Origin of the sequence: Legionella longbeachae (assembly GCF_004283175.1) — a bacterium.
Taxonomy (GTDB): Bacteria; Pseudomonadota; Gammaproteobacteria; order Legionellales; family Legionellaceae; genus Legionella; species Legionella longbeachae.
Window position 1 is genome coordinate 1 of sequence record NZ_RXNW01000023.1, and the last position, 14,263, is coordinate 14,263.

Consider the following 14,263-nt stretch of genomic DNA (forward strand, 5'->3'; position numbering starts at 1 on the left):
AATCGTAGTGCAACTTGTTCTATACTTAGCCCTTCTTCGGATCTTATTTTTAATACTTTTTGCCGAAAATCTAATGAGTAGGTCATAAATAATTGATTATAATCAATTTATTATACGTTGGCTATACTGAGATTTTTTTATCGAATCCTAAAACATAATTAGTGATTATTAAATGCATTAATTAAATCCAGATATTTAACATTACTACTACTATCAAATTTAATAAAGTGTTTGCATTGCCAATCTTGCGATCGTTTAGCTTGTTTATTTAAATTTTGTATCCAAGGTGGATAAAGCCGGATCCCTCTTTTTCCTTCTTTGGAGTCCGAAGAAATAACGCTTTGTTGAAGCAAAACTGATTTATGAAAAATGAATTGTCCAAAGCCAATATTGTCATGAACACTAATAACAAAAAATTCTGACGAATCTGTGATATGGTGTGGTTTTGTTAAGCCATTTACTCTTTGCCATAATGTCACAAAAAATCCTGGTTTAGTAGGTGTTATTTTTCCTGTTCTAAATGTTATCAGTTTGCCATCTAGTGTAAATGTTAAAGCCCCATATTCAACACTCTCTTCTTCAATTTTAATCAATGAAGGGTAAAGGCCACTAGGTATATATGCGATTTGCGTTGCTAAGCTAAAGTCTGGATGAGGGAGCATATCTTTTTTTTGTATCCTATATTGATGTTTAAGAATGCAAATTTGAGAAATATTTTGACGCAGCAATTAGGCTCAATCGAATTGTTAACCGCCTCGAATCAAAACATACAATCTTATCTATGTCTTTATTTAATAATGTTCGATTTTCATATCAAGACTTTTAACTATAAAAGGGGGCTTATTAGTTGTTTTTTGACTCGTAATAAGTAATGAAAAGGAAACATTAAGATGCAATTCAGGAACATTGTAATTTTGATTGACTCTCCAGCATCGTGCTCCAAAGCAAAGATCTTCTTTAATTAAACTAGGGGAATTCAATGGCTTAGGATGAAGTGTAAGTTTGTACTGCTTAATTATTTGGGATTCATTAAAATAAAAATCATTCATGGGCTCCCATGCAGAATGAGAGAAATTTTTTGCAGCCTGTTTTTCTTCATTGGGCGTAGTCTGATAACTAATTGACATGGTCTGCATTAATACTTTCTGAACCCAATCTGTGACTTCGTTATTAGTAACAGCATATACTAATGGCGATGCAGGAAGTGAAATAAGTAATGTTAATCGAACGAGTAATTTGCGCATAATTTATCCATTTAGTTAAGCAGAAATCGATAGTATATTAAAATTATAATTAATTTTACTATTTTAGATAGTTCAGTATATAACTTTAACTGTCATATAAAATGTAAAAGTACAGATATAGAGAATAAAAGATAAAAGTAGTAAGGCGAGTTGCGTAGGCGGTGGGGATGTGGTCAACACGTCTTAGTGTAAAAGATAATTTTGTTGGATAACGGACTATTCGGAGGAAATGTAGGGTCATGTTTTTCATCTATTTAAGGTTGCTTGTGAGCAATCAACATAATGTCTATTTTATTTTCTGCTCCGGGTAAATGCTCAACTCTTTTAATGATAATTAAAAATTAAGTGCGCTTAAATTGATAAGTTTTCATTTTCATCTTTGAACAGTTTTTATGATCTGGAGTTCTATGAGATCGCCAGAGCTTTTTCATTTTCGGATTCAAACCATTTTTTCGACAAAGTCACCATCCTGATTATTTTAGCTTGGCTGGATAACTATCCCCGGGTTTTACACCAATCATAACTATTGTCGCGCCATGTTTGGAATGACTGCTGAAGCAAGTATAAGCAGGTAGGATAAAATATTCTCCTTTGCTATAGGTTGTTGTTTTACTATTAAGATGAAGGTGAAGTTTTCCCTCCATTATGACAACGAGCAGTTTATGTTTATAAAAATGTGGTGGGTGATTGTGGCCTTTAGGAAGTTTGACAATACCCCCTGTAAATTCATTAAATATGACAGCTTGCCTGGTTGATTTACTGTAACTATTACCTATTAATTTCCATTTTTCATGTTTAGCTGTTCCGGACTCAACGGGTTGGGTATTGCCTGTGCATTGAGTAAAAGCTGAGGTGGAACAACTTAGTAATAATGCAGTACTTGCAAAGAGATGAAATAAAGCCCGTCGAGTAATGCAGCTCATGATCTTCCTTGATTTATAGCGTTATCGGTAGGTATAGTATCTGATTTGATATATGTCTAGTTGGGTTAAATTAGATCTTTTAAGTTTGACAGCATTACAAAAATGATTTTAATGATAAACTTCTTTTCTTATATCGTTGTTTTTCTTCTGCATCAAGATTCTTGTAAAAGCTGTTCATCACAGAAATATTTAGAAGCAGGATTTCAAAATGATTTATGTGACGGTATGGAAGTAGAGGAGAATCAAGACACGCTGCTACACCATCCTTAAGTAGTCTTTTTTTGAACTCAGGATCAACCCAGGTGCGGGTCACGACGCGAACACCTCCCATAGGGCCAATGCTTTCATATCACCCCACTAAACGTCGATGATCATCGGCTGTAAATACACCTTTCTCAATATAAAGTTCGCGAATAGCGGCCTCTAAAATAGTAAACTCAACAGCCTCATGACGCTCCTTAATAGGGTGCAAATTTACATATTCATCGCCATGACTATGCTCATGAAGATGATCATGTTCTTCACAACAAGTTGAGCTTTTAGATCTCTATGTTATGGAGCTCTCCCAATAAATAAAATCTATATATGCTCTATCCATCGTTCAGATAACTCAGTATCCAGCGAATTAATCGCGGGCCCTCCGTAGCCAGCCCATAAATCAGTCATTTTAAAACGAACCATATAAAATGGCTCTCTACGTCCCTCGTATCTGCCCCACGCTTCATCTTCAGTGATTACCCAAGAAGACCTTATCATGACGACTTCCCCTATTTTTCCGCGTGTATATCCCTGCATTAGTGTGTGAAATAGGGAGGGTAAATCGATTACTCTTATTTTATTACCCATTTTAAATTTAGTGCTCATTGACAAGCTTCCTCACGTTTTTTAACTTATTGTGAATAGGAAAACCCTTTTTCTAATCTCATACATAGAGCATGAATGTGTAAAATGAACTATGAATGGTTCAGAGTTTGTTTTTGATAAATGGAAAAAACTGCTCTCCGGTATACATGTTTCTTTGAGCTAAAATGGTACAAAAATGACTGATCATATCCCAATCTAACTGAAATTCTATCTAGATGAGACGATCATCTACGTATCTCGATAATTCATCAAATAACCGTCTTTAGCTATGATTCAACTGCATTTTTTAAGATTGAAAATCTAATCGAATCGCACGCCGAGCTTGATGTATTCAATTGATTCATGTGATTTATAAAAAAAACTAATTGGATAAATAATTGCATATGTGGACATAATGTATTCTTAAAAGGTAGATGTTGTAGGTACACATTATGCAAAGCAAAGTAAATACTGATGATTGGAAGTTTGATATAGAAAAATTTAAAAAAGATAAAGACGTAGTTAAACAAAGAATAGATGCACTCAAAGAAACGCTCAAGGAAAGAAAAGAGGAGTATTTAAAAAATTTAACTCAAGAGTCCAACATAAAAACCTTGGTAGAAACAATAATAGAGAAAAAAAATCAGGAGATACAAAGCTCAAAGGATGATTTAAATAGTAATAATAGTATACGTGCTGATGTGCGAAAATACCTTGAAAAGGGTATAGAGCAAACTGAGAATGAGAAAAAAAAATGGGAAGAATTCTTAGAAAAAAAGAACAAAAATGAAGAAGAATTAAATATAAAAATAGGAAAAATCACTGAAGATATTGAGTCATTGGAAGTGATGAGGAAATATGGAAATGAGTTTTTAGATGGATTTGTTACATTAAAGAATGTAGGCGGTGTGAATATACCTGAGACGGAGAAGGAACGAGAAGAGTTTAACAAGAAAGTTGAGGGTAAAACAGATGAAGAATTACCTGATAGCGATAAAGCATTAAAGAATTTTTTACACGCAACCGATCAATTAAGAAATTTTCTTAAAGAGATAAAAGCCTTTTCAAAAACGTACCAGTTAGACGAAGTGGATGGGGTCGCATTTTGGTCTAAAATTCACCAAAGAGTAGCTATCAAGTTGGCAGAAAAACAAGGACTAACTGTATTAGAGGGCACCATTGTTGGATTGTTTGATGGTTTAAATTTTGGGTACCCATGGATACCAGCCCCCCCAAAAGGACAGGCACCCCACAAACCAAATCCTTATGTTTATATGTGGCAAGCATTTTCTGAAGACTTGGCAATTAGTGTAGAAAAGCTGGAAGAACAAGGTGGTAGGCGAATAAAAGGTCAGGATAACGTGCATGCTTTCTTATTTCGGAATATGCAAGCTGGAGCAGTTATATGGACAACAGAATTGAACAATCTTTTAACAAAAGTAGATAATGGGGAATTACAGTCAGTTACTCTGCATTATTACGACAAGGTAAATCATAGTGATAGAAAAGTTTATGTAGTAAATGACCTGACAACGGCTGAAAAAGCGACAGTAAAGGACGGTTATATTTTTGTTAAAGATATAAAAACAGCCAATCAAAAAAGCCCAACACCCGGTTTATTCTATAAAGACTCATCAGGTGAGCTTACCTCTCTCAAAATCACAACACCACAGTCGATAAACACGGCTTCAGAACAACAATTAACTGCTGCTAATCAATATTGTCAAGATAAATTAAATCATTTCACAGTTGTGGAAGGTGAAATTAAAGAGATCCAGTTACCTAAAATTAAAGAAAATAATGAATCGTGCATTTTAATCAAAAGTACAAAGAATTATTTTAACTCAGAGGAAGCAAAAAAGTTGCTTCCTGCTGAATCAACAGCTGGTTATATCCTTACCCCTAGCCAGTTCATCTATGTTTCTAAATCGGGGACGTACAATACAATATATGGCCCCAAAACCATAAATGAACCAGAGACAAACAACCAAAATTTTGTTGCTTTAAATCAACATTTTAAAAATCAGGTTCAAGATATTCCCGCTACATTAAATGATAAAGATTTAAGAACAATATCAGGTATTACAAGACACCGTGCGATAGGGCATCCTGATGCACACCGCCCCATAAGAAGAGAATTAGATGACTCACCGGAATCTAATTTGTACTTATTAATTTGTAATAATCATGGCCATAATTTTGATATGGATACAGTGGAAGAAAATGAAAATGAAAGCATCACCATAACTAAAGATATTCTTAATAAATCGTATGCCCAATTTGAAGAAGCGAGGAAAGCCGGTTTATGTTCAATAGAACCAGCAGTAGAAGGTAAAGACTGGAAGCAAGTACTTCAAGTCTTAACTTCACCTTCTTTCATTCAAGAAAAAGATGAAAATTATGCAGCAAAACAAGACGAGTGGCAGAAGTTGGCGGCATTAAGATTAAAATGGCAAGATCAAGTAAAAATCATTATAGATGCACATCGAAAAAGAGACTACATTAAAACCCAACTGCTCGATGAAAATGTTACCGCTACATCATCCGCTTTTGAATGTTTAGATCAAAAAATTTATAATAAATGTACACAACACGTTACCAATTTCTGTGAAGAAAAATATAAAGAATTAATCAACGGTCATCCTGATCTCAAAAAAATCATATCCGATTTGATTAAACGCGCACCAGATACGATGGATCTGAATGAAATAAATGCATTAAATAAAGAGAGGGTAAGATCAGGGGACTACGAGGCATTATATAATCAAATCAGGAAGTTCAGAACTTCATGTAAAATCGCGATAAAAAGCCTGCTGGAGAAAGAGCAACTAATCCCAGATGGCATTCAAGATCAAAAAATACGTGACATCATCATTAATCATGCGCTTCATCAAGGCTGGAGTAATGTCATAAAAAGTATGGAAGCAGGCCTAATGAATAATAATGGACACTTGACGCAAGCTCAAGTAGGCGATATGAAAGTCACTGGGGTTGGGGCTAACAAGATATCTGCTCATAAGGAAGCACGTTTACGTAAGTGGGAAGAAAAGGCATTTCCCCTTTTTAAAAGTGCTATACAAAACGTCCAAGAAAATATTAAAGAAGCTGAACGTATATTTAAAGATACAATTGAGGCGATAACCTACTTTAATGTTTCTTTTGATAACATGGATCTCCAGGCAGTTCTGAAACACAGGGAATTATTGAATCAGCAGTTGCACAATATATATGAAAATCCAGAATTGCAAACAGCGCTATTGAGGCTTGGTTCAGCACAACAAAAGCATTTAGACAACCTATTTAATAATAAACGAATGGAGATTGTGACTGCTGCTGCAATGGAACGAAGATATCACAGCAAAAGCCAACTTACCCGATTAACCAAACACTTTCGCGCTTCAGAACTGGATTCTCAAGATGTATCAATGTCTAAAGTTCACGCAGAAAATACTAAAATACCATCTACAGCTGGACCTGAATCAGTATTATCGAATGCTGAAAAGACTGCAGAATTTAGAAACAAGGTGAGTAGTTTAAAAAATGAAGCTGAATCGCCTGAGCTCGATCCAGTAGTGATAAGGAGATAAGGGCTAATATCATCAGGGCTCTGGTATAGGAGATTCAGCACCTGTTATTTTAAGTGATCATCCAGTATTTTGGTGCATCTAGATAGATAAATACCGTTCTTGAACAAGGACTTATGGCTATGAATGTTAATGATTTCTATTTTATTTTTTGCGGGTAGATTTTCTGATTTGGTGAAATTGGCAATAGGTTGAATAAATTAAGTAGGCAACTGCAACACATGAAATGCTCAGCGTTCCATAATATAAAAAATTATTCCCTGCGGAAAAATGAACTATAAAATCAATACAAAGAATTAAAATAAAATACGCAAGCCATATTATGAAGATGCCAGTACATAACGATTTTCTTAATTCAAAGTAATAACTATGAAACAGGCTCAACAATGCTGTAACAATAAAAAATGGAAGGGATATAAAATAAAAGAATAGTTGCATTCCCGAGGGTTCGTAAGGGACATTGAAAATGTTATCGAGTTTAACAAAACTTGCTATGTAAACGTACCAATAGATGAGATAGAGCACAGAGGAGTTAATTAGCGCTAATGAAATTAAACCTAATAATTTATTCATTTTTCGTTTTATCAGTTAAGAGCGACTAGTTACAATACATAGATTATAACCTCGGAGGAGGTTTACAGATACTGTTATTTAATCCTCTGGTTAGCGGCTTGTATTGCTGACAGTCCAAAAGATGCATGATATATATACTTAAATCCCTTAATTATTCATATAGTCGTATTTTTAATATTTATTTAATATTTTAACTGTAGAATAGTCCAAATTTTGTTCTTTTAGGGATTTTACATGTTTTCTGAGCTATTCAACCCAGAATATATTAAACAGCCTATTTTAATGACTGGTACAATCAGACATTATGACAATAGCTCACCACGTATTGTAAAACCTAATAAGCTCAATCAATTACTTAAAGATAAAATTTGTCACAAGGAAATTCGTGGTAATAAGGTTTATAAAGTTCTTCGCTTTTTGTTAAGAACAGATGGTGAACTAGTATTTGCTCACGAAGGGTGCCCTAATGGTGTTATTCCAGCACATTGGCACATGACCGGTGCCACCAGAGTGTTCAATGCAACTTGTATCACAGCCGGTAATGTTTTTTTTGATGAAAACAATACCTTGCAAATTATTAATCATAAAAGTGGTGATTTCAGGCCCGCATTTGACTCTTTGCAATTTGTTTTCCCTGAGTTGATCAAGGCAGTTTCATTGGACGAGACGCTTGAGATTCAGGAGTTATCTTCTTCTGGTGCTTTGGAGCAAACTTATAAAGTAACGCACAAAGAGATTCAAACCTTTTATGAAGATCAACCGATTAATTGCCAACAGGAAAAGATATCAACTCCTGAAAGTAAAAACCGATTTGCAATCCTGAGAGATTGGAGTAAAAATTTCTTTTTTAGCCGTAAAAGGACCTCTCAACAAGATGTCAATCAAATTGATCTTGAAGAAAATTTAGAGATGATGAAAATACAATAAAATGTTTTTGCAAAACTAATTCAAATTAGTATTTAGAACTGGAAAATAAATTTAATCATTTAGAACGATGTTAAAAAAAAGAAAAGGTAAGTTCAGAACTTTGCTTTACTTTTAGAGGAGGTTCATGAATATCTTTAATATCATAAATTATCCTATCTTGTTTAACCCAGCGCTCGTCAAACCAGTGTACATAATCCATTACTTGGTATCCCATTTGTTTTAATTTGAAAATACCACGTTGTTGATATTTCCCTTTTTCTTCTTGAAATACTTCTGAGACACGCAGTAAATAAAATGGGTTATCAGGAACAGTTTCCATAGCCATTTTATAATGCTGATTAATATCAGGACTATTAATATTAAAAAAATCTTGTACATCGGCAAGTAAATAATGCGCTTTACCTAGTTTAATGCGCAGATGTTTATCTGCAGATCCTTCCAATAAACTAATTATCTCTTTCAATATCCTGATAAAAATAGAGATTTCTTGTTGGTGTGTGAGCTTATGATCCTGGATGAAAGAGTGCTCTGAATACTGCATTGCAATTTTCTCTCTTAGCATATCCACTTGCCGCATCAAACCAGTGATAAGAGCATGTTTGTGATAAGTTTGCTCTTCTTTTATATTCGAATTACATTCTCTAAGTAGCAAGAGCGCTTTGTGAATTGTTTTAATATCGCTTTCTTCTGGCTTATGTAGATCTGTATCTGCATCAATTAATAATAAAGCATATAATCGTTTATGAGTGTATACATTTTCAAGGTTTTCCTCAGATGGATCGAGATGATAAGCAGCTTTTTTTAGCTCTAAACTTTGAAGATAGTGCTGTTCTGCCTCATGCCATTTTTTAGCATTTCTAAGAGGTTTGCCTTTTTCATAGGCTGTTTCAGCATTCAGGAAAAATTGATCAGCAAGCTCTTTTCGTTTAGGAGATGAAAAACGTTGTAAACAAGCATGTCTTTTGAAAATATCATAGGCTTGCATGTAATTATGTTCTTCAATTTCGAGATGAAATGCGGCAACAGGACTTAGCACTTCAATATTGGTACAAAATTGTTGTGCATTCTTATAGCGCATATTATCAATATGAAATTGAGCCATAATCGCTGATATTGGGGAGTCTTTTTGAATGAGTTCATTTCGTTCTATTTCTGGAATCTCTAATAAATATTTTAGAACTAATTTAGGATTGTTTGGTATTAAAATTCCCAATAGGTTAAATGCTTCCTTATATTCTTTTTGTTTTAAATGATGCTTAACATAATTCTCAACATCTTGTCTGACAATTTCAGGGTCATAAACAAGTGCCCGTGCAAGATATTCAGGACGAGGATCTCTCCAAAATAATCGTAAAAGAAATGAAGGTTCTTCAATATTTTTAGCCTTACCCAAATAGTATTGAGCTGCCGCACGAGCATATTTACTCTTTGGTAAAAAGCTCTCCATTAATGCTTGATTCTTATCTAAAGCATTTAAAGTATCTGCGATTATACTGTCTTCTTGAGGATCGAATTGAGGTATAAGCTCCCATAAGTTCAATTTTATCCAGCTATCGCCATAACGATGATTGGAATACAGTCTTTGAAATGAGTCATTAAAGCTAAGATACGGTTCAATATTAAAATATTCAGTGATTAACTTTTTTTGTAACCGGGCTGTAGTTTCATCATTGCGTTTCTGAAGGACCAGGGTACAAATTTCAGATGGCAAAGAACCGTATTTTATTGACGAAAAATCAGGTTGATTAAGTTGTTTTACATACCCATAATAAGCGAGTTTATTTAAAATGAATAAGACTTTTTGTGGATGACAATTGTTACTAAAACCTAACCATCCTTTAAGTGATTGAAAAGCGTACATAAACCAGTTTGTCGGTCTTATTTCATAACCATTCGTATAGAGATATTTTGCAGAGGACACTTTTTGCCATAATTGAGTATATTCAGTTTGATCAAGTTCAAACAGCTCAACATCAGGATAATACTCCATAACTCCATGTAGATTTTCAGGTATTCTGCGGCACAATTTAGTATTGAAGTAAAACATCAATTTTTATCCATAATGGAATCAATAAGATTCGTTCTAAATCCATTAATGGCTTTGGATTAAGAAGTATAAATTGTCCTTTATTTTAAAATAATTACGCGATTATAATCGATTATGATTAAGAATTGTATTCACCATCAACAATATAATCGATAAGAATATGAAGGATAAGCTTAACTTATTTGAGTATGAAAACCAGTTACTGAATCAGCAGGGGCGTAAACCAGCTTACACTCTGGCAAATACTCCATCAATCTATTATTTCAGTGCTATGGACGTTCATCTGCAATCAAAATATAGAACCATCCAAGAATCAAGTGGAATAATGTTTAATTCCTGCTGTTCTTTGATCTAAGAAATATTTTAGAGCTCATTCGGATTATGGTTCCGATTTTATCACCAGAACCATATCACTTATTTTTAGATTGACCATTTTGTATTCGAATGTTAACCCCTCGTGACTTTGGGGCTGCTTTAAAGGAAGGGATAGAGGCTCATTTAATATAAAAATCCCTTAGCTTCAGTTTTATTTTGATAATCGATTAAATTTAGGGCTTAGGTAATGACGGGTGTGACACATTTACACTCTTCTCTGCTTCAATCATATTATCGTAACTATTTATATTTTTTTCCTCGTGGGTAATTTTCTTTTCTTCGGTGGATTTTAATATCTTTTGAGACGTTTCAATAAAAGACCATTGTGTCCGGTTAATCTTGCTTTTTGGATCGTTAAATTTTTCTTTTGACATTATGTTACTCCATAAAAGGCATTATTAAATATTTTAATAAGATTTAATTTGTAATGCTACATTTTCGTTTGGTTCACTCACTACAAGACTAAAATTTTGCTCAATCAATGGACTAAAATAATCTTCAATTGAACGAATCTCGTCATTGGTATACAGAGCTTCATGTGGTTTTGCTTTAGAATTAATCGTTTCCTTTTTAATCCAATCTTGCATCATTTGTTCATCATAAATTTTAATTTCTTTGCTTTGCATGTTGATTGTAGCAAACAGAGTATGAGCCTTATCTTTGGTTTGATCAAACATGGTCACTTCTATATCTGACCCTATCAATTCCGGTTGACTCAACGATCTTATCAAGGCTCCAGGTACTGCCTGGTGAGAATGCAGCAGTGCCTCTGTATGTTCAAATCGACCAGTTTTCTCGCCTCGTTGTGCTGCTCGCTCAAGGGAAACAGTGACATCTGTAGAAACAGCAACAACAATTATTTTTCCATAACGTTCATTTGCTTCTTTAAGCTCAGCAGGCTTTAGTTGGGTTTGATCAAGAAGAAAATGGGGATATCCACCCGATTGAAGGCCTTTTTTTGCAATAAGTTTCATTGTCCGTTCTGTAATCATCTTAGCTTCATCGTAAGTATATTGAGAATATCTCTTCGGATCTTTGGGCGTGAGCAGAAAAGATCTAAGTCTATCAGTATTTTGATGCACTAATTGATTCCATAAAACAGGGACAGATGGACCATTTTCAAGACCCTGTGCCACGAGTTTAAGCGAGGTGCTTTTTCCAGAAGCTATTCCACCCGTAGAGAATATTGCTATAGCTTCCTCTCTTGCAACATACTCTAGTTTATCTAATTTGTTTTTAGCACAAAGAGCGTCAATTGATTTTTCCACCTCCGGTTCAATTATTTCTCGTGCTTTATTATTATAAATCAATGCTATCCCTCGCTGAATGCATACTGATATGAGTAACTCATTATTTGACTTCCAGGGTTCCATTTTTGAAAGGTCTGTATAATATTTTTGCAGCGCATTTAACTCATAAGAAGAAATAAAAGGATATTCTTGTTGCAATATGTCATGCGCTAAATCATTAAATAATTGGGTAACTCCCGATAATGTATTTTTATAGAGTTCCTGACATTTTTCCTCTACAGCAATGTCTGTTCCATTTTTTTTAAGTTTTCCTTTTACCAGTGTAAAAGCATTCCAAAAGGTTTCTTGATCATCGTCAACGTTTTTATCTAATTTTATCTTTGCCTGTAATTGAGCGAGGATCTCATGATCAATAAAGTTTTCTGGAAGTAAGCAGACTAAATTGCTAACAAATTCTTTGGGAAAAGCAATAATGGTTTGATCTAATAAATCAAGAGACTCTCTTTGGAAAGAATGAGTCAAGATTGAAAAGTCATCTGATTTAACTTGCTTTTTTGAATTAATCCTTTCCTTAAGATCAATCTTTGGAACAAATAAACCCGGCCTATAAGATTCTTGATAAATTTTAAATTGGCTATCATTGTCAGGTTGCGGAGGTTGTTCCTCTTTAAATTTCTGTAAATCACCTTTCATCTGTTTACCATGTTCCATTTTTAAGTGATCAACGAAGCTCTGTATTTTTCTGACATATTCTGTATCTTGTTTATGTGTTTTATGTGCTAAGTATTCTTCTCCAGATATAATTGCCTGTTTAGGGTTTGTTTTACTTAATTCTTCAAGTTGCTGTGCTACCCTAAATATAGGAACAGAAACCCTTTCGAATCCCATATCAGACAATACTCGCCACATTGGTTTTATCTTGCCCATTACTGATTATATGTTAGTCAATATAGTTAAATATTAATGCATTATGGTTCATAATTCAAACAATAAAATTAAAATTAAATCAGTCTTTGCTCTATTGAAAGAAAAATTCCTCTTTTTAGTTTCCTCTCGCTGAAAATTAAATTTCAGTAGAGTGGCAAAGATAAATACTTAAGTTGTAAATGATATCACTCAACGTTTTGTGTTTGTGATAGAGGGACTTTAGCTGTTAGATATTTCTATTTTAAAGCCGGAGACGAGCAAATCGTTTGCGCAACTGAATCTATTGATTATATACTTTCTTGTACATCTTCACTGAAAATAGGATAAAATTCAATGGAATGGAATAAAGAAAAAATCCAAATCCTACTTCAACAGCATCCTCTTTTCTCAGAGCTACAATTAGACATCATTGAACAACTTGCTGAACAAGCTCAAATTCGCACCCTCGAGCCAAGCCAATTTCTCTTTAAACAAGGCGCGCTAGACGAGGATGCATTTTATTTAATTCTTTCAGGTGAAACTGAAGTTTTACAGGAAAAAACTACTTCGGTAGTATTAAATGTCCTTAAACCTGGAGTTGTATTAGGAGAAAATGCTTTTTGGGGAGAAAGGGAGCGCCTTGCCTCAATTCGCGCTAAGACTAAATCCGAGTATTTAGTTTTGCTATGTCATGTGGTGCAGCATTTGCTTGAAAAAAATTATTCAAGTGTAACCTCCTTCATTCGCAAATTACATGCTCAGACACTGAAACATTTAGTGGATATGAATCAATCATATGAAAAATCGTTAGAAGATCAAAGAGAAGCAGGATATTTTATTGTTAGCTTGGTATCCTTTTTAAGTATTTATTCTGTTGCCACACCTATTTTGCAAGAGCTAGCTACAAAAATTCCTACAACTTATATTTCCACAGGGTTAATTATTGTAGGTATGTTATTTTTAGTTACTCGAATGACTTATGTAGGGATGCCTTTATCTCATATTGGAATAACAAGAAGTAATTTAAAGAAGAGCCTATTGCAATCTTTTTTTCTTTCCTTAGCCATTATAGCCCTCTTAATCGTTCTAAAAATGTTCCTACTTTACATTGCCCACTTATTTGGAGATAAATTATCCTTTTATAAAAGTGTGCAAAAAAATCAGTTATTTTATACTTATCCAGAGAGAATGTTCGATAAATATGGATTGGTTTTAAGTAATGCTGATGTAATTTTTTTTGCTGTACTCTATACCATTCATGCCTTTTTCCAGGAATTATTGGCAAGAGGGTCATTGCAAGGGATGTTCACCCGTTTTCTACCTTATAAAAACAATACAGTTCCTTCTATTGTTTTAGCCAGTTTAATTTTTTCCGCAGCACACGTTTATCATAGCACCTGGGCAGTTGGAGCTGTTTTCGTTCCTGGTTTATTGATGGGGTGGTTGTATTCCAAACAACAAAATATTTTTGGGGTCTCCTTGTTTCATATCATGATTGGCTTGGGATTTTTCTTATTCATAGGCTGACAATGACTGTAGCTTCAGGGGGGTCTAGCATATGCCTATAATAATTCACACCAAACTCTTTTGG

At 34.1% G+C, this 14,263-nt stretch carries 11 protein-coding genes and 1 pseudogene; 3 read left to right on the forward strand and 9 right to left on the reverse strand.

Annotated features, from left to right (window positions below):
* Positions 1–158: 158 nt before the first annotated feature.
* The 6 genes from EKG34_RS17325 to EKG34_RS17345 form a co-directional block, all read right to left on the reverse strand.
* Positions 159–728 carry a MepB family protein gene (locus tag EKG34_RS17325; protein WP_003636888.1) on the reverse strand — a complete coding sequence of 190 codons (570 nt, stop codon included), beginning with the start codon at positions 726–728 and terminating at the stop codon, positions 159–161.
* Positions 729–791: 63 nt separating this feature from the next.
* Entirely contained in the window at positions 792–1,244 is a 453-nt protein-coding gene (locus tag EKG34_RS17330) for a hypothetical protein (RefSeq protein ID WP_012979202.1), read from the reverse strand.
* 473 nt (positions 1,245–1,717) lie between these two features.
* Entirely contained in the window at positions 1,718–2,167 is a 450-nt protein-coding gene (locus EKG34_RS17335) for a cupin domain-containing protein (protein ID WP_003636891.1), read from the reverse strand.
* A gap of 94 nt (positions 2,168–2,261) precedes the next feature.
* Positions 2,262–2,498, reverse strand: coding sequence for a nitrile hydratase subunit alpha (locus tag EKG34_RS18745; protein ID WP_223800030.1), 237 nt, complete (start codon positions 2,496–2,498; stop codon positions 2,262–2,264).
* Positions 2,499–2,516: 18 nt separating this feature from the next.
* Positions 2,517–2,639, reverse strand: a complete 123-nt coding sequence (locus EKG34_RS18750; RefSeq protein ID WP_003636893.1) for a hypothetical protein — start codon at positions 2,637–2,639, stop codon at positions 2,517–2,519.
* A gap of 107 nt (positions 2,640–2,746) precedes the next feature.
* Complete coding sequence (locus EKG34_RS17345) at positions 2,747–3,031, reverse strand: SH3-like domain-containing protein (protein WP_012979201.1); 285 nt, start codon at positions 3,029–3,031, stop codon at positions 2,747–2,749.
* Positions 3,032–3,462: 431 nt separating this feature from the next.
* Between EKG34_RS17345 and EKG34_RS17350 the strand changes: the two genes are divergently transcribed.
* Positions 3,463–6,597 (forward strand): hypothetical protein, encoded by a 3,135-nt coding sequence (locus EKG34_RS17350; RefSeq protein ID WP_003636895.1) that lies wholly within the window; start codon positions 3,463–3,465, stop codon positions 6,595–6,597.
* An 804-nt stretch (positions 6,598–7,401) separates the two neighbouring features.
* Positions 7,402–8,094, forward strand: coding sequence for a hypothetical protein (locus tag EKG34_RS17360; RefSeq protein WP_003636897.1), 693 nt, complete (start codon positions 7,402–7,404; stop codon positions 8,092–8,094).
* Positions 8,095–8,164: 70 nt separating this feature from the next.
* Here EKG34_RS17360 and EKG34_RS17365 read toward each other — a convergent pair whose 3' ends face one another.
* The 3 genes and pseudogenes from EKG34_RS17365 to EKG34_RS17380 form a co-directional block, all read right to left on the reverse strand.
* The gene (locus tag EKG34_RS17365; protein WP_012979200.1) at positions 8,165–10,141 is read right to left on the reverse strand and encodes a hypothetical protein; all 1,977 of its coding nucleotides are present in this window, start codon (positions 10,139–10,141) and stop codon (positions 8,165–8,167) included.
* A 548-nt stretch (positions 10,142–10,689) separates the two neighbouring features.
* The gene (locus tag EKG34_RS17375) at positions 10,690–10,890 is read right to left on the reverse strand and encodes a hypothetical protein (RefSeq protein WP_003636900.1); all 201 of its coding nucleotides are present in this window, start codon (positions 10,888–10,890) and stop codon (positions 10,690–10,692) included.
* 33 nt (positions 10,891–10,923) lie between these two features.
* Positions 10,924–12,693 (reverse strand): annotated as a pseudogene (locus EKG34_RS17380) (zeta toxin family protein); the annotation flags it as partial.
* A gap of 333 nt (positions 12,694–13,026) precedes the next feature.
* Between EKG34_RS17380 and EKG34_RS17385 the strand changes: the two are divergent.
* Positions 13,027–14,199 carry a CPBP family glutamic-type intramembrane protease gene (locus EKG34_RS17385; RefSeq protein ID WP_003636903.1) on the forward strand — a complete coding sequence of 391 codons (1,173 nt, stop codon included), beginning with the start codon at positions 13,027–13,029 and terminating at the stop codon, positions 14,197–14,199.
* The last annotated feature ends 64 nt before the right edge of the window (positions 14,200–14,263 follow it).

Bases quoted from the DNA above. Each gene is read 5' to 3' on its own strand.
- EKG34_RS17330 (WP_012979202.1), bottom strand. From the start codon at position 1,244: ATGCGCAAATTACTCGTTCGATTAACATTACTTATTTCACTTCCTGCA.
- EKG34_RS17335 (WP_003636891.1), bottom strand. From the start codon at position 2,167: ATGAGCTGCATTACTCGACGGGCTTTATTTCATCTCTTTGCAAGTACT.
- EKG34_RS18745 (WP_223800030.1), bottom strand. From the start codon at position 2,498: ATGGGAGGTGTTCGCGTCGTGACCCGCACCTGGGTTGATCCTGAGTTC.
- EKG34_RS17345 (WP_012979201.1), bottom strand. From the start codon at position 3,031: ATGAGCACTAAATTTAAAATGGGTAATAAAATAAGAGTAATCGATTTA.
- EKG34_RS17350 (WP_003636895.1), top strand. From the start codon at position 3,463: ATGCAAAGCAAAGTAAATACTGATGATTGGAAGTTTGATATAGAAAAA.
- EKG34_RS17360 (WP_003636897.1), top strand. From the start codon at position 7,402: ATGTTTTCTGAGCTATTCAACCCAGAATATATTAAACAGCCTATTTTA.
- EKG34_RS17365 (WP_012979200.1), bottom strand. From the start codon at position 10,141: ATGTTTTACTTCAATACTAAATTGTGCCGCAGAATACCTGAAAATCTA.
- EKG34_RS17375 (WP_003636900.1), bottom strand. From the start codon at position 10,890: ATGTCAAAAGAAAAATTTAACGATCCAAAAAGCAAGATTAACCGGACA.
- EKG34_RS17385 (WP_003636903.1), top strand. From the start codon at position 13,027: ATGGAATGGAATAAAGAAAAAATCCAAATCCTACTTCAACAGCATCCT.